Origin of the sequence: Paraburkholderia sp. WS6, from assembly GCF_030464835.1 — a bacterium.
Classification (GTDB): Bacteria; Pseudomonadota; Gammaproteobacteria; order Burkholderiales; family Burkholderiaceae; genus Paraburkholderia; species Paraburkholderia madseniana.
In genome coordinates, this window is the sequence record NZ_JALQCK010000019.1 from 45,872 (window position 1) to 68,172 (window position 22,301).

The following is a 22,301-nucleotide window of genomic DNA, read 5'->3' on the forward strand; positions in this document are numbered from 1 at the left end:
GATTGGGAAAAGTTCCCCGAGACGTGCCTTTTCGACGGCAGGCAGGACCATGAGGGCTGCGCGTTGTGCGAGCCGCAGCGGTTGGGTGTAGGAATGCCGTGCCCACGTGTGGGAGTCGGGCGATTGGTATGCAAATTAGGATTGCTCCTATGTGAAGGAGTGGGCGTCCCTCTGAGAATCGCGTCCGAGCTATCAGTTAAGAGTCATCCCATGCGCATTGCCATCCTTCAGCGTGACCCCGTCATGCGTCAGTCGATCGAAAAGATTCTTATGAGTGCCGGCCATACCTGTATGGTCTATGACGACGGTCTGAGCATGTCGAAAGCGCTCGCCCGTTCCACCGTGGATCTGCTGGTGCTGGACTGGCAAGGCACGCGCCTGTCCGGCGCCGAAGTCCTGAGGTCGGTGCGCGCGGTCGGCGGCGACCGCCTGCCGGTCCTGTTCGCTTCGACCGAGACGTCGGAGGATAGCGTGGTGCGCGCCTTTGCCAGCGGGGCAGACGACTATGTCGGGCTGCCGTTGCGCCCGGGCGAGTTCCGCGAGCGCGTTGCGGCGTTGCTGCGCCGCGCCTATCCGGATCGGTTCAGCGCCGCGAGCTTCGATGTCGGCCCCTACCATTTCGACACGCATCGCCAGCTCGTCATGTTGCGCGGTCAGCCGGTGCCGCTATCGGGCACGCAATACCGGTTGGCGTCGCTGTTCTTTTCCAATATTGGCCGCGTAATGTCGCGCGACCATATCTTCGCGATGGTGTGGGGCCGTGAGTTCCGCGAGTTCACCCGCACGATCGACAGCCACGTGTCGCGTCTGCGCCTGCTGCTCGAGATCGAGCCGCAAAACGACTTCCGGCTGCAACCCGTTTACAAGAGCGGCTATCGGCTGCTGCATCTGCGGCAAGGTGAAGCGGCCGCGGAAAAGCAGGCGGCCTGACAAACCGGCACATCATCGGCCGCGCCGCGGCCGGAAGCGGCTACGGATCAATTTGCCGCAACTCAAACCTGCGGCAGCGTCGGCCGGTTTTCAATCGCCCGGCGGATCAACGCTTCGACTGCCTTGCGTTCGTCTCCGGCCAACGGCAGACGCGGCGGCCGCACCGGCTCCGTACCGAGCCCGACGATCGTCTCGGCAAGCTTGATGTTCTGCACCAGCTTCGACGAGACGTCGAGCGCGAGCAGCGGCGCGAACCAGCGATAGATCGCGCGCGCTTCTTCAAGACGGCCCGCCTTCAGCAACTTGTAAATCACCACCGTCTCGCGCGGAAACGCGCACACGAGACCGGCCACCCAGCCATGCGCACCCATCAATATCGCTTCCATCGCGAGGTTGTCGACCCCGCACAGAATCGCGAAGCGGTCGCCGACCACGTTGATCAGATCGGTCACGCGCCGCACGTCACCGCATGATTCCTTGATTGCGACGATCTTCTTTTCGTCGGCGATTTCCGCGAACATGTCGGGCGTCATGTCGACGCCATAGGCCAGCGGATTGTTATAGATCATCAGCGGCAGCGCGCTCGCATCGGCGACGCTGCGAAAATGGTGCAGCGTTTCGCGCCGGTCGGACAGATAGCGCAGCCCGGGCAGCACCATGAATCCGGCCGCGCCATGCCGGCTGCCGGCTTCCGCCTGGCGGCATGCGTCGAGCGTGCTGTTCTCGGCGATCGTCAGCAGAACGGGCACACGGCCGCGCGAGGCAACGACTGCGATGTCGAGCACTTGCAGCTTCTCGTCCAGCGAGAGCGTCGATGCTTCGCCGAGCGATCCGCACACGATGATGCCGTCCACACCCGCGTCGATCTGCGCCTCGATATTCTTGCCGGTCCATTCGCGATCTATGCTGAAATCCGCGTGAAACTTGGTGGTAACTGCGGGCAATACGCCTTCCCAGATATGCGCCACGACTGCTCTCCTGAGTGTGTTGAGTCGAAGCGCAGTGTAAGCAGGGAAAATGCTGCCGTCTTGCGCGATTCACGCGTGGCGGATGACGATTTCAGCATAGTGGCTGTGCTTGTATGCCCGGCAAGGCCAAGCGGATCAGCTATTTCAGCATAGGACGCAAAATACGTCGAAAGCATGTTGACTGGGCCTCACATGCGTTCTTGACCTCGCTCGATAGAGGTTGTGCAGACGCGGCGCCCACCTGATTTCAATAGCCGACGCGTGCGCGGATGGACAGATAAGCTATGCTGAAATCGTCACAATCCACGATTATGCGCACCAAGACTCCGGCGCCCGGCATTCCTACCATGTGCATCATGAAAACCCTAGACATCATCGACTCGCACACCGGCGGTGAACCGACCCGCCTGGTGGTGTCGGGTGGCCCGGCACTCGGCGGCGGCACGCTGGCGCAGCGTCTCGACGTGTTTCGCACGCAATTCGACGACTGGCGCGCAGGCATCGTCACCGAACCGCGCGGCTCGGACGTGGTGGTCGGCGCGCTGCTGTGCGAGCCGGACGACCCCGCGTGCGCGGCCGGCGTGATCTTTTTCAACAACGTGGGCTATCTTGGCATGTGCGGGCACGGCACGATCGGTCTCGTTGTCTCGCTCGCGCACATGGGGCGGATCGGGCCGGGGCTTCATCGGATCGAGACGCCGGTCGGCGTCGTCGAAGCGACGCTCAACGAGGACGGCAGTGTGGCCGTGCGCAACGTGCCGGCTTATCGCTACCGGCAAGGCGTGCAGGTGGACGTGCCGGGCTACGGCATGTTGACTGGCGACATCGGCTGGGGCGGCAACTGGTTCTTTCTCGTCGCCGACCATGGGCACTCGCTGGAGGCGGCGCGTATCGCTGAGCTGAGCGCGTTCAGTGCCGTAATTCGCGATGCGCTGATCGCGCAGCGCATCACCGGTGCGGACGGCGCCTTGATCGACCACATCGAACTCTTCGGACCCGGCTCGCGAGACGGTATCGACAGCCGCAGCTTCGTCCTCTGTCCCGGCAACGCGTATGATCGCTCGCCGTGCGGTACCGGCACGAGCGCGAAGATCGCCTGCCTTGCCGCCGACGGCAAGCTGGCCGAAGGCGCGGTGTGGCGGCAGGAGAGCATCATCGGCAGCGTATTCGAGGCGAGCTATCGTCCCGCCGGCGATGGCGTCTCGGTGATTCCGACCATCACCGGCCACGCGCACATCATGGCCGAAGGGCGTTTGTGTTTCGACGAGCGCGACCCGTTCGCATGGGGCATCCGCACGGCATGACAGCGGATGCGTTGATCGTCGGGGCCGGTATTGTCGGCGCGGCTTGCGCGGCGGAGCTGGCCGCGCTTGGCATGCGGGTCGAGGTAATCGACGCGCAGGGCATCGGCGGCGGCGCGACGGCGGCGGGCATGGGCCACATCGTCGTGATGAACGACTCGCCCGCGGAGTTCGCGCTGAGCCGCTATTCGCGCGACTTGTGGCTGGCGCTCGCGCCGCAACTGCGCACGCGCGATGCGTTCGCGCGCTGCGGTACTTTATGGGTTGCCGCCGACGATGAGGAATGGCAAGCCGCCCGAACCATGCATGCAGCCTTCGAAGCGCAGGGCGTCTCCGCTCAACTGCTCGACGCGGCTGCGTTGCGGGCGTGCGAGCCGGCGCTGGCGGCATCGATGGCGGGCGGCTTGCGGATCGAGCACGACAGCATCGTGTATGCGCCCACGGTTGCCGAGTGGCTGCTGACGCAATCTTCAGGAATCGATAATATCCGTGTGCGACTCGGAACGCAGGTCACGGCGATCAGCGCGCGTGGCGTGACGCTGGCCAACGGAGAGCGCATCAGCGCCGCGCATGTGATCGTGGCCAATGGTCTGGGCGCTCAGCAACTGCTTCGGGCGCTGCCGTTGCAACCGAAGAAAGGTCATTTGCTGATCACCGACCGTTATCCCGGACTCATTCGCCATCAACTGCTCGAACTGGGCTACATCAAGAGCGCGCATCACGCGGCCGGCACCTCGGTGGCATTCAATGCGCAGCAGCGGCCTACAGGCCAGTTGCTGATCGGCTCGTCGCGCCAGTTCGATACAAGCGATCCCGCCGTCGACATGCCGGTGCTCGCCCAGATGCTGCAGCGCGCGGCGCACTATCTGCCGGTCCTGCCGACGCTCAATGGCATTCGCGCGTGGACCGGCTTTCGTGCGGCGTCGCCGGATGGTTTGCCGTTGATCGGTCCGGCCGGTGATTTTGCACCCGGCGTGTGGCTTGCGGTCGGACACGAGGGACTTGGCGTGACGACTTCGCTGGGCACTGCAAAGTTGCTTGCCGCGCTGATCACCGGGAACACCGCGCCGATTCCCGCAGAGCCGTACTTGCCGGTCCGTTTTGCGCAGAAGGTGGTCCATGACTGACGCCGATGTAGCACGCCTTCACTTGACGATCGACGGTAAAGCCGTCGAGGTCGAAGCGGGCACGATCGTGGCCGCGGCGCTTGTCATGGCGGGCGCGGGCGGCACGCGGACGTCGGTCAGCGGCGAGCCGCGCGCCGCGCTGTGCGGGATGGGCGTGTGCCAGGAATGCCGTGTCACGATCGACGGCCGGGCGCATGCGTTGGCATGCCAGACGCTTTGCCGCGATGGGCAGGTGGTTTGCACTGCCGCGGCTGCGGCCAATGCTGTCAACGCGACCAACGCGACCAACGCGACCAACGCGACCAACGCGACTAGCGCGGCCACCGCGACCAGGGGGACCAACGCCCCCACCACCACGGACAAACGATGAAGCAGCACTTCGACATCGTCGTGGTAGGCGCCGGTCCAGCCGGGTTGAACGCCGCGCAGGCAGCGGCACGCGAGGGCGCCTCAGTCGCGGTGCTCGACGACAATCCGCACGCCGGCGGTCAAATCTGGCGGCAAGGTCCCGGCCATCCGCCGCAAGTGCCGCTACAAGGCCTGCTCGGCGCCTTGAAGACGCAAACCAATGTAACCCTTTTGCCGTCGGCGCGCGTGATCGCGCCTTTGCGTCCGCGAGGTTTGCTGCTCGAGTCGGCTGAGCATGGTGGTGTGTCGATCAGCTACGATCGATTGATTCTCGCGACCGGCGCGCGCGAGCGGCTACTGCCATTCGCCGGCTGGACCTTGCCCGGTGTGACCGGTGCAGGCGCACTGCAGGCACTCATCAAAGGCGGCATGCCGGTACGCGGCGAACGGATCGTGATTGCAGGCAGCGGTCCCTTGCTGATCGCGGCGCTTGCCACCGCACGTGCAGCGGGGGCGCGGGTGCTGGCGGTCGTGGAGCAGGCATCGGCGCTCCAGCTCGCCCGATTCGGAGTCTCATTGTTTAGCGAGCCGGCGAAGTTGCGGCAAGCCGTTGCTATGACGCGCGGCTTCGCGGGCGTGCATTACTGGACCGGCAGCATCGTCCGACAAGCGCATGGCGATGGCCGTGTCGAGCGCGTGACGATCCGGCGCGGCCAGCAGGAGTCGACGCTCGACTGCGACCGCATCGCCTGCGGCTATGGACTCGTGCCGAACATCACGCTTGCGCAAGCGCTCGGCTGTGCGATCAACGAAGCGGGCGAGATCGTCGTCGACGGTGAACAGCGGACTTCGGTTGACGGCGTGCTGGCGGCAGGCGAATGCACGGGCGTAGGCGGCGCGGAACTGGCGAGTGTCGAAGGCGAGATTGCAGGGCTAGCCGCGAGCGGCGGCTCAGCAAGCGGCGTCTCGGCAAACGCCACCACGCTGCAAGCGCAACGAGCCCGATGGCGGTGTTTCGCCAGGCGCGTCGAAACGGCCTTCGCCTTGCAGGCCGCCGCGCGCACGCCACCCGACGACGCCACGCTGCTCTGCCGTTGCGAAGACGTCAGCCTCGGCGAGGTGCGCGCCTATCCGGATTGGCGCGAGGCCAAGCTGCATACCCGCTGCGGGATGGGCGCATGCCAGGGCCGGATCTGCGGCGCCGCGGCTTCGCTGTATCTAGGCTGGCATGCTGCAGCGCCGCGACCGCCGTTCAGTCCGGCGCAAATCAGCACGTTGACGGCAATCAGCGAGGAGCAGTCACGTGCTGAATGACCCCGCCATCGATTCGTCCCCTGGATATTTTCACTAGCGCGTGGCCCTATAATCGACCGCAAGTGCAAACCCGTGTAGTTGCGCGGGTGAACGCACCCAACGTACAACCGCACCGACCACGGAACCCGCACGATGAACACGCTGGCTCATCCGCTCGAACCGGACGACGCAACGCTGTCCGGCATGCTGTCGCATTTCACGCTGCTCGAGCCCGTGTTCGATGCGATGCCGGACGTCGTGTTTTTCGTCAAGGACGCGCATGCCCGCTATGCGCTGGTCAATCGCACGCTGGCTTCGCGCTGTGGCTTCAAGGAAAAGTCCGCGCTGCTCGGCAAGACCGCCGAGGACGTCTTCCCGCACCGTTTCGGTCGTATCTACACCGCCCAGGACAAAGCGATCATCAACGTCGGCAGCCAGATGATCGATCAGTTGGAGTTGCATCTGTATCCCGGCCGTCAGCCGGGTTGGTGCCTGACCTGCAAGCAGCCGTTGCGCGATGCGGCGGGTAAGGTAGTCGGCCTCGCCGGCATCTCCCGCGACCTGAAAGCGGACGAAAGCAGTCATCCCGCGTACAGCCGGCTGGCTGAAGTGGTGCAGTCCATTCAGGAAAACTATGTGCAGCCGCTGAATCTGAAGCAGCTTGCTGCAATGGCGGATATGTCGGTGGCGCAACTGGAGCGCTACTTTCACAAAGTGTTTCATTTGACGCCGCGCCAGGTGCTGCTGAAAATGCGGCTGGACGCCGCCACCGCATTGCTGGTTTCACACGACAAGGTCACCGACGTCGCCGCACTCTGCGGCTACACCGATCACAGTGCCTTTACGCGTCAATTCAAGGCGACCGTCGGCGTCACGCCGACCGAGTACCGGATGCTGCTGCACGGAACCTCGCGAAGCTGAGCCGCCGCACACATGGTTCGTCGCAAGCATCATTACTACGTCTACGTCGTCGCGTTGGACGACACCGTCTGGAACGAGGCACGCTTTCGCCGCGCGAATCCGGATTACCGGTTCGACAAGCCGTGCGTGTACGTGGGAATGACGGGATTGGACCCGGATCTGAGATTCGACCGGCACAAGGCCGGCATTCAGGCAAATCGCTATGTGCGCGATTACGGCCTGCGCCTCATGCCCGAATTGTATGAAGTTTACAATCCGATGCCTTACCGCGGCGCACAGGATATGGAAGTGGAATTGGCGATTGGACTACGCGAGGCGGGGTACGGCGTATGGCAGGCGTAAGTAAAATGTAAAGCGCGCCTTATTTCACGCCAAGTCCGCGCAACACTGCATTGCCTTCGGGCGTCAGACGGATATGCGAGTCGCCTGCGTCGCCGGAGACCGTTTCGATCAGGCCGGCTTCGTGAAGCTGCGGAATCTCGGGTTTCGCGGACGCGTCGATCGGCGCGTGCAGCAACAGCAGCAGCGTTGCCAGTTCGTGGTGGCTCAGCAAGCGACGCAGAATCGTGGGCCGCTTCGCCGGTGCGGGCGTGTCGTTCGTGTTGTGATCGGGCTGGTTCATGAAGCGCACCTTGTGCGGGATAGTGTCGGACGGATCATGCGGATGAAGTCTTAAACGATTCTTAAGACACCATTGTGGTGTAACACCGTGACACTATGATTGCGCCGGCACAAGTTACCGACCGTTACACCTGGCCGATTGTTACCCGTGCTTACCTTACGGCGCGCAGGTTTTGCTCGCCGATTCAATCCACAGATTGTTCACGTGGCGTTTGCCCGCGTAGAAGCGATAAGTCGTCGCGCCGTTGTCGCTGCGCACCTTGACGATATTCGAATCGCCGAAATCGAGCATCTGGCCCTGAGGGATCTCGGTCGATTTGAACGCGGCGTTGTGACTGGTCGCCACTTGCGTCAGGCAGGCGACTACGTCGTTGACCGAGCGCTGCGTGGTGGTGTCCGTAACGGGCTCGCCGGCATCCGGATTCTTCTGGAAGTACGCGCAAGCGCTGAGAAGCAGGGGAACTGACAGGACTACGGCAAACTTCTTCATATCGCTCCTGGCGTTTCATTCGGCTGAGGGTACGCGGCACACCAGCACTGGGTAGAGTGCGCGCGGCGCGGGGCGCGGATCAACCGCCATTATATCGGTGCGGCGCGCCCGCTTGAGCCGATGCAGCATGGGCCGTGCCCGATCTGTCTGAATTAGCCGGCCGCAAACCGCAAACCATCGCCCACCGGCATTACCGGCCGCAAACTCCTACTTGCGGCGCTGAGCCTGCGCCGCGAGCCGCACGGCCGCATTGGCCGCGCCATAACCGTCGTAGCCGCCACGCCGTTCGACAATCTCCAGGAAAAAGCGCTGATCCAGTTGTTCCGTGTAAGCGTGGAAGAACTCACCACCGCGTTCGTCGCGGTCGTACAGGATGTTGTGCGCGCGCAGCGCCTCGAGCGTCTCGTCCGGCAGCGCATAGCGGGCGGCGAGGTCGTCGTAGTAATTGCGCGGAATGCGCAACACCGGCAGACCGTCGGCGACGAATTCGGGAACCGCGCTGAAAATATCGCCGGTGCTGAACGCGACGTGATTCAGGCCGGAGCCGTGATAGGTGTGCAAGGCCTCGGCTACTGCCGTGTGGTGATCCACCGAGGCGTTCAGTACGATTCGCACCGAACCGTCATGACTGCGCAGCGCACGGCTGCGCACCAGCCCGTACGGGTCGGGCACCAGTACGCCAGGCTCGGCCTGAAAGCCGAACGCGGTCCGCAGAAACAGAACCCACGTATCCAGCGAAGGCGCCGGCACAGACAGGCAGACATGGTCGATGCGCGTGAGTGGCCCCACTTCGGTCGGACCGTTGATGTCGGTGAGCACGAAATCGGCTTCGAACAGAGTGGGCTGGTCGGGTGTCTCGTCGACGAAATAGTTCAGGCTCCCGTCGGGCGCCTGCACGGCCGGCAGGACGCGTTCGTTCGGGCCGATCTGACCCGAGAACGGGGCGTAGCCGAACCCAGCGGCGCGCTCGAACGCCTGATTGGCGTCATCCACGCGAAACGCCGACGCGCACAGCGACAAACCATGCTGCTGGAAGAAAGCATTGGCGAATGAATCCGGTTCGGCATTCAGCACGATCGACGCCGCGCCGTGCTGAAACAGCGTCACATCTTTCGAACGATGCTGGCCGGCCTGACGGAAGCGCAGCTTGCCGAGCCAGTCGACGAGATGCGCGCGGGTAGTGTGGTCGACCGCGAACTCGAGAAACTGATAGCCGACGTGCGCGGGCGCAGCGGGCGATCGATAGAGTTCGCCGACCGGCTGCTGGGTGGATTCAAGCAGTGCCCGCGTCTGTTCCTCGAGGAACAGCAATGAGCGATGGCCGTCCGCCGCGGTGATGGCGGTCGGCGCGGCGCGAAAACCGTCGTTGAAAATTTCGAGCGAAAGCGGCCCTGTATAGCCTGTTTTCACGACCTGCGCGGTGAAGCCTGCCAGATCGAAATCGCCCTGACCTGGGAAGCAGCGGTAGTGGCGACTCCATTCGAGCACGTCCATGGCGAGCTTCGGCGCATCGGCAATCTGCACGAAGGCGATGCGATCGCCCGGAATATCGGCGATCGCGTCCACCGTATCGTTCAGCGACAGCGTATGAAAGCTGTCGAGCACAAGCCCCAGATTCGGATGATTGACCGCGTTGACGAGTTTCCACGCGTGGCGGTAGGTCTTGACGTGCTTGCCCCACGCGAGCGCCTCATAGCCGGCAATCACGCCGGCCGCTTCAGCCGCGCGGGCCAGCGCACCGAGCTGGTCGGTCATGAGCGAATCGTCGCCGATGGTGTCGGGCGAGACGTTGCTGCACACCAGAATCCGGTCCGTACCCAGTTCGTGCATCACGTCGAACTTCCGCTTCGCCCGATCCAGATTGCGTTCGAGGCGCTCCGGGCTTACTCCGTCGAAATCGCGGAACGGCTGGAACAGCATGATCTTCAGACCAAGATCCTCGGCGATGCGCCGCACGTCGGCGGGTGAGCCGTCGAAATACAGCAGGTCGTTCTCGAAGATTTCGACGCCTTCGAAGCCCGCCGCCTGGATTGCGGTCAGCTTTTCGACGAGGGTCCCGCTGATCGACACGGTGGCAATCGAACGTTGCATGAACGGCTCCTGCAAAAACAATGAAACGGCTATTGGGGCAGCGCCAAGCGGCCACTGTACGGCGTCCGCATGTCTTGCGGTTCGCTATGCTGCAATGCGGAAAATGGTCTAGCTAGTTACCGTCAACCAGCAGGGCGCAGGCCAGAAGTGCCCATATTAGCGGAATTTCCCGACAGTCTATACAAACTAACTAGATGGTACAAATTCGTATAAACCCCGAATGACGATTGCGGGCAATGCGCGCACACTGCGCTTACGTTGTAGAGCCGCGGCGCGTGCTGTGGCCCGCCTTATGCCTTACTTTTGCAGGAGTAGTCGTCATGAGTTTTGCCTCAGTGCTGGTCCTCAACGGACCGAATCTCAACCTGCTCGGCACGCGTGAGCCGGCCATCTATGGTTCGGAAACGCTCGACGACGTCGCGCAGCTCTGCCGCGACGCGGGCGAGCGGCTGGATCTGTCGGTCGATTTCTGCCAATCGAATGCGGAACACCAACTCATCGACTGGCTGCATGCGGCGCGCAGCAAGGTTGACGGCATCGTGATCAATCCGGCGGCTTACACGCATACCTCGGTGGCGATTGCCGACGCGCTCTCTGCGATCGAAAAGCCCGTCATCGAGGTGCATATTTCGAATGTGCATCGCCGCGAAGCGTTCCGGCATCACTCGTACGTGTCGGCGGTGGCCGAGGCGATCATCGTTGGTTGCGGCACGCAGGGCTATGTGCTCGCTCTGGAGCGGATGGCGGTCATCCTTAAGAATAGGGCGGCCAAATGAACGCACAAGCGAACACACAGGCAAACGCTCAGGCGAGCCCGCAATCGTTTCTCGTCGGTCTGATCGGTTCGGGCATCGGCGGATCGCTTAGCCCCGCGATGCATGAGGAAGAGGGCAGCAAGCTCGGCCTGCACTATGTGTATCGGCGCATCGATCTGGAGGCGCTGAAGCTGGACATCACGGCGCTCGCCGATTTGCTCGTTTCAGCCGAACGCATGGGCTACAACGGACTGAACATCACGTACCCCTGCAAGCAGGCCGTAATTCCGCTGCTCGACGAACTGTCCGACGATGCGCGCGCACTCGGCGCGGTCAATACGGTTCTGTTCAAGAACGGCAAACGTATCGGCCACAACACCGATTGGTCCGGTTTCGCGCGTGCGTTTCAACGCGGCCTGCCGGACGTATCGCTCGCGCGCGTCGTGCAACTGGGCGCGGGCGGCGCGGGCGCAGCGGTCGCGCATGCCGCGCTGACCATGGGTGCGCAAACGCTCACGCTATTCGACGTGGACGCCGAGCGTGCCGCATCGCTCGCTGCTGAATTGCAGAAGCGTTTCCCCGCCTCCACCGTCAGCGCCGGCAGCTCGCTCGCAGAATCGCTCGCCGCCGCTAACGGCCTGATTCACGCAACGCCCACCGGCATGGCGAAATTGCCGGGCTTGCCATTGCCGGTCGAATTGCTGCACCGCGATTTGTGGGTAGCGGACATCGTCTATTTCCCGATCCGCACTGCGCTGCTGCAGGCCGCCGAAGAACTCGGCTGCCGCACGCTGAGCGGCGGCGGGATGGCGGTATATCAGGCGGTCGACGCGATGCGCATCTTCACGGGTCTGGAACCCGACGCCGAACGCGTTTACACGCATTTCCAGTCCTTGTTGCAACGCCAGGCCAGTAGCACATAAGCCATACATATCCGGTACGTAACCCGACCGAGGAGACAGAGACGCCATGCCACAACCCATTCATTCCACGCCCGCCGAGGCAACCCGCCAAACGGCTGCCACGGTGAGCACCGCGCGCCGCTCGAAAGCCCGCTATCAGATTCTCTCGCTGCTAGCGGTCGGCACAATGATCAACTATCTGGACCGCACGGTGCTCGGTATCGCGGCGCCGCAATTGACCAAGGAACTTGGCATCAACGCCGCGCTCATGGGCTTGCTGTTCTCCGTTTTCTCGTGGAGCTATGTGGCCTCGCAGATTCCGGGCGGCCTCTTTCTCGACCGCTTCGGCAGCAAGCTCACATATTTCCTGTCGATGACGTTCTGGTCGCTGTGCACCCTCGCGCAAGGGCTCGTGCATGGTATCGGCGCGTTGTTCGTGTTCCGGCTCGGCCTCGGCGTCTCGGAAGCGCCATGCTTTCCGACCAATAGCCGCGTGGTGGCCACATGGTTTCCGCAGAGCGAACGCGCGATGGCGACCGGCACCTACACGGTCGGCGAATATATCGGCCTCGCGTTTTTCAGCCCGTTTCTGTTCATGTTGATGGGCGCGTTCGGCTGGCGTTCGCTGTTCTACGTGGTGGGCGGCGTGGGTCTTGTGTTCGGTGTGATCTGGTGGTTGTTCTATCGCGAGCCGCACGATCATCCGTCCGTCAATCAGGCGGAACTCGACTATATCGAAGCAGGCGGCGGTCTGACGCACAGCAAGAAGGACGCCGATGTTTCCGGCGCACCGGCCGCATCGGAGAAGAGCGGCTTCGAATGGCGCACCATCGGGCGCCTGCTCAAGCATCGTCAATTGGCCGGCATCTGCCTTGGCCAGTTCGCCGGTAATTCGACGCTCGTGTTCTTCCTCACCTGGTTCCCGACGTATCTCGCCACCGAACGCCATATGGCATGGCTGAAGATCGGCTTCTTCGCGATCATGCCGTTCATTGCCGCGTCGATCGGCGTGATGTTCGGCGGCATCTTCTCCGATTGGCTGCTGCGCCGCGGCAAGTCGCCGAACGTGGCGCGCAAGCTGCCGATCATCGCCGGTTTGCTGCTCGCGTCGACGATCATTCTCGCCAACTATGTCGAGAGCAACGTGGCGGTGATCGCGATTCTGTCAGTGGCGTTTTTCGCGCAGGGGATGGCGGCGCTGGGCTGGACGCTGGTGTCGGATATTGCGCCGGATGGCCTGCTTGGCGTGACCGGCGGCATCTTCAACTTTGCCGCCAATCTGGCCGGCATCGTCACGCCGCTGGTGGTGGGTTTCATCGTCGCGGCAACCGGCTCGTTTGTCGGGGCGCTGGTGTTCATCGGCGCGATCGCATTGATCGGCGCGCTGTCGTACATCTTTATCGTCGGCGATATCAAGCGGATCGTGCTGGTGGATTGAACGGCGCGTATCGTCGGAACGGCTTTCATTTAGCAAAAAAAAGCGGGACCTGGCTAACGCCAGGTCCCGCTTTTTAGTTTCAGGCTTGCCTCAGTCTTCCTTGCGCACGAAACGCAGCACGGCGTCGACAATCATCGCGCGATGACGCGCGCGCAGGCGCGGGTGCGACGGATCGCGGCCGAACGCCGTACCAAAAGTATGGCGATTGCCGACGCGGTGAAAGCACAGCGAGCTGATCATCAGGTGCAGGTCGATCGCATCGACGTCGTTGCGAAACAGTCCAGCCGCGATGCCGCGCGAGAGCAGATCTTCGATCGTATGAATGACGGTGACGTTGCGGCCTTTGAAGCTCTTCACCTGCTCGACGTACTTCGCGCCATGAATGTTCTCGATCGTCACGAGGCGGACAAAATCGCGCTGGCGGTCGTGATAGTCAAATGTAAACTCGACCAGCGCGCGCATGCCCTCGATCGGATCGAGTTCGCTGACGTGCAGATCCTGTTCGAGCGCGCGAATGTCGCCATACACTTTTTCCAGCACGGCCTGGTACAACCCTTCCTTGCTGCCGAAGTAGTAGTACAGCATGCGCTTCGTGGTGTTCGTACGCTCCGCGATCGCGTCGACGCGTGCGCCGGTCAATCCCATCGCGGAGAACTCCTGCGTCGCGACGTCGAGAATGTTGCGCTTCGTCTGTTCGGGATCGTACTTGCGTCGGGTGTCGGACGCGATGCCGTTGGTATCAGGCTCGGCGGCCTTGCTTCCCTTTTTCATTGTGTATTCGAGCGGCGATGACGGCGCATTCTAGCATGCTGAAACCAGCCTCCGGAGCGGGTCTCGGGCATAAGCGGCGGCGTATTGAGCCGGGTGTCGGGTCGCGTACTGAATAGCGTCACGGCGTCGACCGGGTCGAGGCGCGCCGGGCGGCGAGCGCGTCGCGCGTCTGCATGGCGGTGTAGGTGAGTTGCGCGGCCGCGAGACCGAGCGCACCGTAGGTGCGGGTCAGGCCGAAAGCCGCGAACGCGTCGGGCACCGGCCGTTCGCCGGAGATGGCCGCCGCCAGCAATTCGCCCGAGACGGTGGTGGGCGCCATGCCGTGGCCGCCAAAGCCGACCGCGTACCAGACGCCGTCCGTGCTGCGGCCGATTTGCGGCATCTTGTGCCGCGCGTAGCTCATCAGTCCGCCCCAGGCGTGCTCGATGCGCACGTCGTGCAACTGCGGATAGACCTTCAACAGATCACGCCGCAAGAGCCGCGCGATGTCGTCGGGCGCGCGGTCGCGTACCGAGATGCGGCCACCCCACAGGATGCGTGTGTCGGGCAGTGGACGGTAATAGTCGAAGGCGAAGCGGGTGTCGTAGACGGCGGCGCGGGTGTCCATCGCGTCTTTCAGGCGGGCGCCGAGCGGTTCGGTGGCCATCACGTAAGTAGCGATTGGCAGCACCGCGCGTTCGACCTGCGCATAGACGTTGCGCGCATAGCCGCCGCCGGCCATCACCACGTGGCGTGCTTCGAGCGCGCCCTGCGGCGTATGCACCACGAAGCCGGCGCCGTCGCGCCGGGCGCCGCTGCGCTGCAAGCGCACAACGGGCGATTTCTCGTGAATCTGCACGCCCGCGTTGGCCGCGGCGCCCGCGACACCGAGCACATATTTCAGCGGATGGAAGTGGAACGCATTGCGCTCGAACAGGCCGCCGTGATAACGGCTCGTTTTCAATTGTGAAGCGAGCTCCGCGGGCGCCACGGGTTCCCACTCGACACCGAACGAATCGCGCATCAGACGCCGCTGCGTGTCGAGCCTTGCAGGTTCGTCGAACCAGTTGGCGAGGATCACGCCGGCATCGGTCACGTCGCAATCGATGCGGTAGCGCTGGATACGTTGCCTCATCAGATCGACGGCGTCGGTTGTCAGCGCATAGAGTTCGCGGGCGCGGGCCGGCCCGAGGGTTTTGAGCAGATCCGCGCAATCGAGGCTGTAGCCGCCGAACACGAAGCCGCCGTTGCGGCCGGAGGCGCCGAAACCCACCTGCTCGGCTTCGAGCACGGCGACGTCGGTGATGCCCCGCTCGGCGAGTCCCAATGCCGTGGACAAGCCCGCGAGGCCGCCACCCATGATGCAGACGTTGACGCTCCGTCGGCCGGTTAGCGGCGCGTAAGCGGATGAGTGCCCGGCAGCGCGGGTGATGGTGGCTTCGTAAAAGCTTTGCATAGGGCTAAGAGTAGATCAGGACACCGGCAGCAGCTTGCCGCTGAACACCACCGGACCCGTCGGTGCATTGTGGTCGGGCGAGCCGCCCGGCGCTTCGATGGAGACCGCCAGCGCCGCATAGCTCTCCGGCTTCTGCTGACCGGCCGTAACCTTGCCGTTGGCGCTGTCCGGCAGCATGCCGAGCGACACCGGATGGCCATTGGCCGGAATGCCCCACAACTCCATCGCCCGGCCGGCCGGCAGGTCGACTTTGCCGAGCGGATGCAGCGTCATGGTGGAGCGGGCTTCATCCCACGCGACCAGCATAACCGGATGCGCGTCCTTGTCGTTCAGCACCGCGACATGCGAGACGGCCGCTTCCGGCTGTTGCGCGACGGTCGGCGCCGTGGATGGCGTCACGCCGGACGGCAACAGCGAACGCATGGCAACCACCACGGCGATTACGGCGAACCCTGTTACGCCGATCGCCCAGCCGCGCCAGAAGGCGAGGTTCTCGAAGATGCTGCCGGACGGACGCGCCGGTTTTTCGACCACGGTGCGCGGTCGTGCCGCCTCGCGCGCAGCCTCACGAGCCGACGTCAGGCCGAGCCGCCGCTCGATGGCATCCCAGACGGCGACCGGCGGCATACGCGGCTCCGCGAGTTCGGCCAACGGCGAGATCCGCCGCTGCCATTCTTCGATGGCCTGACGAATCACCACATCGTGATCCGCGTAGCGTTGGAAGCGTCGCCGGGCGCCGCCACGCAGTGTGCCGAGCGCGTACTCGGCGGCCAGCATATCGACCAGTTGAGGATAGCGATGGAGATTCATCACTCACCTCCCAGGCAGGTCTTCAGCTTGGCAAGGCCGCGCCGGATCCAGGATTTGATGGTGCCGAGCGGCACCGTCAGCGCTTCAGCGATCTCGCTATGGCTCTGGTCACGCAGGTAGGCGAGAGCAACCGCCTGACGCTGCGCCGGTTCCAGTTGCTGCATACAGCCGGCCAGCAGACGTGCCTGCAGGCTGACCGCGGTCAGCGCTTCGGGATCCGGATCGCCGGTTGCCACAAGATCGTCCAACGCATCGCTCCATTCGGTTTCCTGCTTGTTGACCCGCCGCAGGTGATCGAGTGCACGGTTCCGGACGATTGCCGACATCCACGTCATGGGGGCGGAAAGGGCCCGCCGATAATCGCCCGCAAAGCGCCAGATGTTGACGAAGCTGTCCTGCAATACTTCTTCGGCCCACTCGTGCCTGCTCAATATACGGAGCGCGAGACCGAACAGTTTCGGAGCGGCGAGATCATATAGCTCGCGTAGTGCCGAAGCATCCTCTTTGGCAATGCGTTCGAGCAACTCGGCGAGGGTTTCCGGCGTCAGTTCTCGAGGATCGGCGGTCATGGAAAGTGGTGTGGTGAGCTTGCGGGCCTATGTTACTCAATTTCCTTCCGACCTTATATGTGGTTTTTTCCCCGTGTGCTGCATCCGCCGGGCTTATGTTCGCGTATAGGGATGCAGGATCCGGGATTTGCGTCCGAGGGTTGCGCCTGGGCGCTTATTGTTTTGCTTTGGACTGCTCCAGGTTGAGCTTAGACGCCCCAGCGCAATACCAGCGGATCGAGTCGCCGTGCGACTTTCAGCAAGCCTGCGCGTGTGGCCGGATGCATCGGCGGTAGCGGATGGCGCACTGCGTCCGATCGAATCACACCGCCTTCTTTCATCAAGGCCTTGCACGATGCGAGGCCACCCTGGCGGTTTTCATAGTTGATGAGCGGCAGCCATTCCTGATAGTGGGCGGCGGCCGCTTCGGTGTCGCCCGCTGCATAGGCGTCGACGATCAGGCGGATGCCGTCCGCGTAGCCGCCGCCGGTCATCGAACCGGTTGCGCCCGCATCGAGATCGGCCATCAGCGTGATCGCTTCTTCGCCGTCCCATGGACCTATCACGGCGTCGCCGCCCAGTTCGATCAGCTCGCGTAATTTGTTCGCCGCCTGCGGCACTTCGATCTTGAAGTACGACACGTTCTGCAGTTCACGCGCCATGCGGGCAAGAAACGGTGCGGATAGTGCCGTGCCGCTGACCGGCGCGTCCTGGATCATGATCGGAATCCCGATTGCATCGGACACCGTGCGATAGAACTCATAGATACCGCGCTCGCCGATGCGGATCGTCGCGCCGTGATACGGCGGCATGATCATCACCATCGCGGCGCCCGCAGCCTGCGCACTGCGGCTGCGTTCAGCGCACTGGTACGAGCTGAAATGCGTGGTCGTGACGATCACCGGCACGCGGCCGGCGACGTGTTCGAGCACGACGTGCATCAGCGTGTTGCGCTCGTCATCGGACAGCGCGAACTGTTCGGAGAAGTTCGCCAGAATGCACAGGCCGTTGGAGCCCGCGTCGATCATGAAATCGATGCAGCGTTTCTGGCCTTCCAGGTCGAGACCGCCGGCCTCGTCGAAGATGGTCGGCGCGACGGGGAACACGCCGCGCATGGGAGCAGGGTTGTGGGTGTGGGTCATGGTGATGTGCGTTGTGCCGAGGTGAGGTGATGAGGCGTGGGTCTTTGAATGTCTCCGTCGCTGACTATACGGCGGGGTGCGTGGCGGGTATATTGAATTGTTTCCATCTTGTGATCGCTTTTGCGACTCACCTGGCGACTCACCCCGCGGCTGCCCGACAATTCATGAAAGACACCCTGAACGTCCTGCTGTCGAGACTGCGCATGAAGCAGTTGCAATTGCTGATCGCGCTCGACGACCATAAGTCGCTGCACAAAGCCGCCGGCGCGATGTCGATGACGCAATCGGCCGCTAGCAAGGCGTTGCAGGAGCTGGAGTCGATGCTTGAGGCGCCGCTTTTCGAGCGCTCGAAGAGCGGCATGATTCCGAACCAGCTCGGCCACTGCGTGATCCGCTACGCACGGCTCGTGGCGACGGACCTTACCGCGCTCTGCCAGGACGTCGCCGAGATACGCTCGGGGCGCGGCGGGCGGCTCGCGATCGGCGCGATCATGGGCGCGATTCCCGAGTGCGTCGTGCCGGCGCTGAACGATCTGCATGCCGGGCAGCCGGGCCTGTCGATCGAAGTGATGGAAGACACCAGCGCGCGCATGCTGCTGCAACTCGACGAAGGCCGGCTCGATCTGGTGATCGGCCGTGCGGCGGTTGCCGCCGATCCGTCGAAATATCACTACCGTCCGCTTGGGGACGAGCCGTTATCCGTCGTGGTGGGTTATGGCCATCCGCCGTTGCCGAGGAAAGAAGTGAAACTGCGTGACCTGGCCGGCCACCGCTGGGTGATGTATCCGTCGCATATGCCCTTGCATGCGTTGCTCGAACGGGAGATGGATCTGGCGGGGCTTGAGATGCCAGACAACCCGATCTCGACTGCCTCCACTTTCGTGACAGTCGCATTACTGCAAAGCAGTGTCGATCTGGTTTCGTTGTTACCGACCGCGATCGCGGAGTTGTTCGTGCGGCAGAAAATGTTGCGCTTCGTGCCGGTCAAACTGAAGTCGCCTTCACAAACCTTCGGTATTGTGACGCGCAAAGGCGGCGTGCTGTCGCCGCCGGCTGAGCAATTCATCGAGTTACTGCGTGGACGGACGGACCAGATGGAAGGGCAAGCGGCGTCGGCACAAAAAAAGTCTGAATCGGCTTTCTTTTGACGCGCGAAAGACCTTCAATATCTCATGGCGGTTAGTGCTTTGCCATGCCCGGCGAGAAGGTGTTGCGGCGGCGACACTGTGGGGTAAATCCGAACCGATTGCATACTCGCGTTCCGCGCTACACTTGATTGAAGGTGCGCCAGAATCAAGAGAATGGTGCACGCTCGGGGAGAGCAGCCATGAATCGGCCACTGATTCGGTTACCGCTTCGCGCGACAGGCATGGCGCCTGTCAGGAAGTGGCTCAAATGGGGGCTGGCAGCGGCATTCCTGCTCGCGCTGGCTTTGGCGGCCCGCTTTGTCCAGATCGAGATCGAAACGTCTCGACTGCAGGCACGCTATCTCTCCGAACTCACGCGCGACGTGGGTTTTTCCGTCGAGAACGGTCAAAGTCATTCCATCCGGTTCCCTCAAGCAGACAAGGGCCCTTACGACAGCCGCCTCGGCTACGCGTTGCTGCCGTCGTTCCAGCAGCGCTTGCTCGAACGCGGGTTTGAAATCAGCGCACAGTCGCGCGATTCCGAGCGAATGCTGTCGCTGGCCGATAGCGGTCTATTTATTCCCTACGCCGAAAAAGATCAGGCGGGGCTGCAACTCTTCGACGGTACTGGCACGCCGCTCTTTGGTGCACAGTATCCGGGCCGCATTTATGACAGCTTCGATTCGATCCCGCCGCTGATCGTCAATTCGCTGCTGTTTATCGAAGACCGCTATCTGCTCGATCCGGATCAGCCGAACCGTAATCCGGCGATCGACTGGGGACGCTTTAGCCACGCGCTCGTCGACCAGGGCGCGCGCGTGTTCAACCGGCATCAGTCGACGCCTGGCGGCAGCACGCTCGCTACGCAGATCGAGAAGTTCCGCCACTCGACGGGTGGGCGCACGGCAACGCCGCCGGAGAAATTGCGGCAAATCGCTTCCGCCTCGGTACGAGCCTATCTGAATGGTCCGCAGACCATGCCCGCGCGCCAGCAGATCGTCGTCCATTATCTCAACTCGGTGCCGCTTGCCGCGCAACCGGGTATTGGTGAGATCAATGGCATCGGCGACGGTCTGGCCGCCTGGTACGGGCGCGATTTCAACGACGTCAACCGCATTCTCAAAGCGCCGTCGACAGAAGAGAATCTCGCCGAGCAGGGCGTGGCGTTTCGCCAGGTGCTCTCGCTAATGATCGCGCAGCGTGCGCCGTCGTATTTCCTGCACCACGGCTATGCCGAACTTGACCGTCTGACGGATAGTTATCTGCGCTTGCTGGCGACCGGTGGTGTCATTTCGATCCCGCTGCGTGATGCCGCGCTGTCCGCGCAAGTGGATCTGCGCCGCGCAGCGGAAAAAACGCAGAACGCCGATTCGTTCGTGTCACGCAAGGCCGTGACGTCGATGCGTTCGCACCTGTTGACGGCGCTCGGCATTCCGAGTTTCTATGAACTCGACCGGCTGGATCTGCAGGCAACGGGCACGCTCAACAACGCCGTTCAGCAGGCCGTGAGTGAACGTCTTGCCGCTGCCGCGACGCGCGACGGTGCAAAGGCCGCGGGGCTCGTTGGCTATGAAATGCTGCGCGCCTCCGACGACCCGTCGAGAATCGCCTATAGCTTCACGCTGTTCGAACGGCGTGACGGCGCGAACCTGGTGCGGGTGCAAACCGATAGCGTGAACCAGCCATTCGACATCAATTCCGGCGCGCGACTGAATCTCGGTTCGACCGCGAAAATGCGCACCTTGGTGACATATTTGCAGATCGTCTCCGACCTGCATACGCGTTATGCTCCGCTGAGCACAACGGAGCTGAAAGCGGTGAAGCACGATCCGAACGATCAGCTCACGCGCTGGGCGCTGGACTATCTGGCGCATACCTCGGACCGCTCGCTGCAAGCCATGCTCGACGCGGCCGTGGAACGCAAATACTCGGCAAGTCCAGGCGAAACGTTTTACACGGGCGGCGGCGCGCAGACCTTCAACAACTTCGAATCCGACGACAACAGCCGCATTCTTACCGTGCACCGCGCCTTCCAGCATTCGGTCAATCTGGTGTTCGTGCGGCTGATGCGCGATATCGTCCACTACGAGATGGTGCAGACCACCGGGCCGTCGTCGCAATGGCTGGGTGATCCGGCGATTCGCAAGATGTATCTCACGCGTTTCGCCGATCAGGAAAGCCGCGTGTATATGAATCGTTTCTACACGAAGTACCACGGCAAGGCGCCTGAGCAGCAATTGGCCTTGCTGCTGCTCGGCGTGCGCAAATCGCCGCCTAAAGTGGCGACGGTGTTGCGCAGCGTCGCGCCGGACGAATCGAATGGGTGGTTCAACGCGAAGATGCGTGCGGCGCTGAAGAACACGCCGGCTGCCTCCATCCTGGACGATGAGGATCTCGCGAACCTGTATGACAAATATGGGATCGACCGCTTCAATCTGAACGATCGTGGCTACATTTCGAGCGTGCATCCGCTGGAACTGTGGACCCTCAACTATCTGCGCGCTCATCCCGAGGCAACGCTCGACCAGATACAGAACGCGAGCCGCGACGTGCGCCTGTCGACTTATTCGTGGCTCTTCAAGACCCGCTATCACGCCACCCAGGATCGCCGCATCAAGCGGATGGTCGAACTGCGTGCCTACGATGCGATCGGTAAATCCTGGCAGGCGCTCGGCTATCCGTTCGCGACGCTCACGCCGTCGTTTGCGGCAGCGATCGGTGCGTCCGGCGACCGGCCGGCTGCGCTCGCGCAACTGATAGGCGTGATTGCCAACAACGGCAACAAGGTGCCGACCGAAAGCCTCACGCAACTCGACTTCGCGAAGAACACGCCGTACGAAACGCATTTCCAGCGCGCGGCGGTGGCGCCGCAGCAGCAGTTGTCGCCGGAGATCGCCGGGGTGGTCAGGGGACTGTTGCGTGATGTCGTATTGGGCGGTACGGCCAAACGTCTCGCGCAGGGCATGACGTTCCCCGATGGTCAAACACTCGAAATTTACGGCAAGACCGGCACCGGTGATCAGCGCTTCAATGTGTGGGCCAAAGGCGCGCGCCTGATCGAGTCGCGCAAGGTGAACCGCAGCGCAACCTTCGTGTTTGTGATGGGAGACCGCTTCTACGGCACGCTGACCGCCTACGTGCATGAGCCGTATGCGGCCCATTACGAGTTCACGAGTGCGCTCTCGGTGCAGTTGCTGAAGTCGTTGGCGCCGGCGCTGCAGCCGTTGCTGCAAAATCCGCCTGCTAAAACGGCTGCGATAGCGAAAGTCGCCGCGCAATGAGC

Annotated in this window: 20 protein-coding genes and 1 pseudogene; 12 read left to right on the forward strand and 9 right to left on the reverse strand. The window is 62.8% G+C overall.

Annotation, left to right across the window (positions count from 1 at the left end; all coding sequences use genetic code 11):
- The first annotated feature begins 210 nt into the window (after positions 1 to 210).
- Entirely contained in the window at positions 211 to 930 is a 720-nt protein-coding gene (locus tag M0D64_RS22385) for a response regulator transcription factor (RefSeq protein WP_171927409.1), read from the forward strand.
- A 62-nt stretch (positions 931 to 992) separates the two neighbouring features.
- Here M0D64_RS22385 and M0D64_RS22390 read toward each other — a convergent pair whose 3' ends face one another.
- Positions 993 to 1,898, reverse strand: coding sequence for a dihydrodipicolinate synthase family protein (locus M0D64_RS22390; protein ID WP_266259285.1), 906 nt, complete (start codon positions 1,896 to 1,898; stop codon positions 993 to 995).
- Between the two features lie 347 nt (positions 1,899 to 2,245).
- Between M0D64_RS22390 and M0D64_RS22395 the strand changes: the two genes are divergently transcribed.
- From M0D64_RS22395 to M0D64_RS22420, 6 genes and pseudogenes are all read left to right on the forward strand, one after another.
- Positions 2,246 to 3,202 (forward strand): 4-hydroxyproline epimerase, encoded by a 957-nt coding sequence (locus M0D64_RS22395; protein ID WP_266259359.1) that lies wholly within the window; start codon positions 2,246 to 2,248, stop codon positions 3,200 to 3,202.
- The gene (locus M0D64_RS22400; RefSeq protein WP_266259361.1) at positions 3,199 to 4,326 is read left to right on the forward strand and encodes an FAD-binding oxidoreductase; all 1,128 of its coding nucleotides are present in this window, start codon (positions 3,199 to 3,201) and stop codon (positions 4,324 to 4,326) included. The genes M0D64_RS22395 and M0D64_RS22400 overlap by 4 nt, the downstream gene beginning before the upstream one ends.
- Positions 4,319 to 4,570, forward strand: a pseudogene (locus tag M0D64_RS22405) ((2Fe-2S)-binding protein); the annotation flags it as partial. The gene M0D64_RS22400 and the pseudogene M0D64_RS22405, both read left to right, overlap by 8 nt.
- Positions 4,571 to 4,692: 122 nt before the next feature.
- Entirely contained in the window at positions 4,693 to 5,988 is a 1,296-nt protein-coding gene (locus M0D64_RS22410; RefSeq protein ID WP_266259286.1) for an FAD-dependent oxidoreductase, read from the forward strand.
- A gap of 132 nt (positions 5,989 to 6,120) precedes the next feature.
- Positions 6,121 to 6,888, forward strand: a complete 768-nt coding sequence (locus M0D64_RS22415) for an AraC family transcriptional regulator (protein WP_266259287.1) — start codon at positions 6,121 to 6,123, stop codon at positions 6,886 to 6,888.
- A 12-nt stretch (positions 6,889 to 6,900) separates the two neighbouring features.
- Positions 6,901 to 7,230: a hypothetical protein gene (locus tag M0D64_RS22420; protein WP_093645319.1), complete on the forward strand. Its 330-nt coding sequence runs from the start codon at positions 6,901 to 6,903 to the stop codon at positions 7,228 to 7,230.
- A gap of 19 nt (positions 7,231 to 7,249) precedes the next feature.
- On the opposite strand, the gene M0D64_RS22425 is transcribed toward M0D64_RS22420, so the two are convergent.
- The 3 genes from M0D64_RS22425 to M0D64_RS22435 all read right to left on the reverse strand — a co-directional run bounded on the left by M0D64_RS22425 (position 7,250) and on the right by M0D64_RS22435 (position 10,090).
- Positions 7,250 to 7,510 carry a hypothetical protein gene (locus tag M0D64_RS22425; protein WP_154558531.1) on the reverse strand — a complete coding sequence of 87 codons (261 nt, stop codon included), beginning with the start codon at positions 7,508 to 7,510 and terminating at the stop codon, positions 7,250 to 7,252.
- Positions 7,511 to 7,666: 156 nt separating this feature from the next.
- Positions 7,667 to 7,999 carry a hypothetical protein gene (locus M0D64_RS22430; protein WP_097396058.1) on the reverse strand — a complete coding sequence of 111 codons (333 nt, stop codon included), beginning with the start codon at positions 7,997 to 7,999 and terminating at the stop codon, positions 7,667 to 7,669.
- A 207-nt stretch (positions 8,000 to 8,206) separates the two neighbouring features.
- Positions 8,207 to 10,090 (reverse strand): bifunctional sugar phosphate isomerase/epimerase/4-hydroxyphenylpyruvate dioxygenase family protein, encoded by a 1,884-nt coding sequence (locus M0D64_RS22435; RefSeq protein ID WP_266259288.1) that lies wholly within the window; start codon positions 10,088 to 10,090, stop codon positions 8,207 to 8,209.
- 320 nt (positions 10,091 to 10,410) lie between these two features.
- Here M0D64_RS22435 and aroQ point away from each other — a divergent pair, with 320 nt between their 5' ends.
- The 3 genes from aroQ to M0D64_RS22450 are packed head-to-tail and all read left to right on the forward strand — an operon-like array spanning position 10,411 to position 13,185.
- Positions 10,411 to 10,866 (forward strand): type II 3-dehydroquinate dehydratase, encoded by a 456-nt coding sequence (gene aroQ, locus M0D64_RS22440; RefSeq protein WP_154558529.1) that lies wholly within the window; start codon positions 10,411 to 10,413, stop codon positions 10,864 to 10,866.
- Positions 10,863 to 11,768 (forward strand): shikimate dehydrogenase, encoded by a 906-nt coding sequence (locus M0D64_RS22445; protein WP_266259289.1) that lies wholly within the window; start codon positions 10,863 to 10,865, stop codon positions 11,766 to 11,768. The genes aroQ and M0D64_RS22445 overlap by 4 nt, the downstream gene beginning before the upstream one ends.
- 46 nt (positions 11,769 to 11,814) lie before the next feature.
- Positions 11,815 to 13,185, forward strand: a complete 1,371-nt coding sequence (locus tag M0D64_RS22450; protein ID WP_266239709.1) for an MFS transporter — start codon at positions 11,815 to 11,817, stop codon at positions 13,183 to 13,185.
- Positions 13,186 to 13,275: 90 nt separating this feature from the next.
- Here M0D64_RS22450 and M0D64_RS22455 read toward each other — a convergent pair whose 3' ends face one another.
- The 5 genes from M0D64_RS22455 to M0D64_RS22475 form a co-directional block, all read right to left on the reverse strand.
- The gene (locus M0D64_RS22455; RefSeq protein WP_154558526.1) at positions 13,276 to 13,956 is read right to left on the reverse strand and encodes a TetR family transcriptional regulator; all 681 of its coding nucleotides are present in this window, start codon (positions 13,954 to 13,956) and stop codon (positions 13,276 to 13,278) included.
- Positions 13,957 to 14,074: 118 nt separating this feature from the next.
- Entirely contained in the window at positions 14,075 to 15,391 is a 1,317-nt protein-coding gene (locus M0D64_RS22460; protein WP_266239708.1) for an FAD-binding oxidoreductase, read from the reverse strand.
- 15 nt (positions 15,392 to 15,406) lie between these two features.
- Positions 15,407 to 16,201 carry an anti-sigma factor gene (locus M0D64_RS22465; protein WP_266259290.1) on the reverse strand — a complete coding sequence of 265 codons (795 nt, stop codon included), beginning with the start codon at positions 16,199 to 16,201 and terminating at the stop codon, positions 15,407 to 15,409.
- Positions 16,201 to 16,770, reverse strand: a complete 570-nt coding sequence (locus tag M0D64_RS22470; RefSeq protein WP_097396066.1) for an RNA polymerase sigma factor — start codon at positions 16,768 to 16,770, stop codon at positions 16,201 to 16,203. Before M0D64_RS22470 ends, M0D64_RS22465 begins: the two co-directional genes overlap by 1 nt.
- A 188-nt stretch (positions 16,771 to 16,958) precedes the next feature.
- Entirely contained in the window at positions 16,959 to 17,891 is a 933-nt protein-coding gene (locus M0D64_RS22475) for a dihydrodipicolinate synthase family protein (protein WP_266259291.1), read from the reverse strand.
- Positions 17,892 to 18,055: 164 nt separating this feature from the next.
- Here M0D64_RS22475 and M0D64_RS22480 point away from each other — a divergent pair, with 164 nt between their 5' ends.
- Both M0D64_RS22480 and M0D64_RS22485 read left to right on the forward strand, forming a co-directional pair.
- The gene (locus tag M0D64_RS22480; RefSeq protein WP_266259292.1) at positions 18,056 to 19,039 is read left to right on the forward strand and encodes a LysR family transcriptional regulator; all 984 of its coding nucleotides are present in this window, start codon (positions 18,056 to 18,058) and stop codon (positions 19,037 to 19,039) included.
- Positions 19,040 to 19,218: 179 nt separating this feature from the next.
- Complete coding sequence (locus M0D64_RS22485) at positions 19,219 to 22,299, forward strand: transglycosylase domain-containing protein (protein WP_266239703.1); 3,081 nt, start codon at positions 19,219 to 19,221, stop codon at positions 22,297 to 22,299.
- Positions 22,300 to 22,301: the final 2 nt, after the last annotated feature.

Bases quoted from the DNA above. Each gene is read 5' to 3' on its own strand.
- M0D64_RS22385 (WP_171927409.1), top strand. From the start codon at position 211: ATGCGCATTGCCATCCTTCAGCGTGACCCCGTCATGCGTCAGTCGATC.
- M0D64_RS22395 (WP_266259359.1), top strand. From the start codon at position 2,246: ATGTGCATCATGAAAACCCTAGACATCATCGACTCGCACACCGGCGGT.
- M0D64_RS22400 (WP_266259361.1), top strand. From the start codon at position 3,199: ATGACAGCGGATGCGTTGATCGTCGGGGCCGGTATTGTCGGCGCGGCT.
- M0D64_RS22410 (WP_266259286.1), top strand. From the start codon at position 4,693: ATGAAGCAGCACTTCGACATCGTCGTGGTAGGCGCCGGTCCAGCCGGG.
- M0D64_RS22415 (WP_266259287.1), top strand. From the start codon at position 6,121: ATGAACACGCTGGCTCATCCGCTCGAACCGGACGACGCAACGCTGTCC.
- M0D64_RS22420 (WP_093645319.1), top strand. From the start codon at position 6,901: ATGGTTCGTCGCAAGCATCATTACTACGTCTACGTCGTCGCGTTGGAC.
- M0D64_RS22425 (WP_154558531.1), bottom strand. From the start codon at position 7,510: ATGAACCAGCCCGATCACAACACGAACGACACGCCCGCACCGGCGAAG.
- M0D64_RS22430 (WP_097396058.1), bottom strand. From the start codon at position 7,999: ATGAAGAAGTTTGCCGTAGTCCTGTCAGTTCCCCTGCTTCTCAGCGCT.
- M0D64_RS22435 (WP_266259288.1), bottom strand. From the start codon at position 10,090: ATGCAACGTTCGATTGCCACCGTGTCGATCAGCGGGACCCTCGTCGAA.
- aroQ (WP_154558529.1), top strand. From the start codon at position 10,411: ATGAGTTTTGCCTCAGTGCTGGTCCTCAACGGACCGAATCTCAACCTG.
- M0D64_RS22445 (WP_266259289.1), top strand. From the start codon at position 10,863: ATGAACGCACAAGCGAACACACAGGCAAACGCTCAGGCGAGCCCGCAA.
- M0D64_RS22450 (WP_266239709.1), top strand. From the start codon at position 11,815: ATGCCACAACCCATTCATTCCACGCCCGCCGAGGCAACCCGCCAAACG.
- M0D64_RS22455 (WP_154558526.1), bottom strand. From the start codon at position 13,956: ATGAAAAAGGGAAGCAAGGCCGCCGAGCCTGATACCAACGGCATCGCG.
- M0D64_RS22460 (WP_266239708.1), bottom strand. From the start codon at position 15,391: ATGCAAAGCTTTTACGAAGCCACCATCACCCGCGCTGCCGGGCACTCA.
- M0D64_RS22465 (WP_266259290.1), bottom strand. From the start codon at position 16,201: ATGAATCTCCATCGCTATCCTCAACTGGTCGATATGCTGGCCGCCGAG.
- M0D64_RS22470 (WP_097396066.1), bottom strand. From the start codon at position 16,770: ATGACCGCCGATCCTCGAGAACTGACGCCGGAAACCCTCGCCGAGTTG.
- M0D64_RS22475 (WP_266259291.1), bottom strand. From the start codon at position 17,891: ATGACCCACACCCACAACCCTGCTCCCATGCGCGGCGTGTTCCCCGTC.
- M0D64_RS22480 (WP_266259292.1), top strand. From the start codon at position 18,056: ATGAAAGACACCCTGAACGTCCTGCTGTCGAGACTGCGCATGAAGCAG.
- M0D64_RS22485 (WP_266239703.1), top strand. From the start codon at position 19,219: ATGAATCGGCCACTGATTCGGTTACCGCTTCGCGCGACAGGCATGGCG.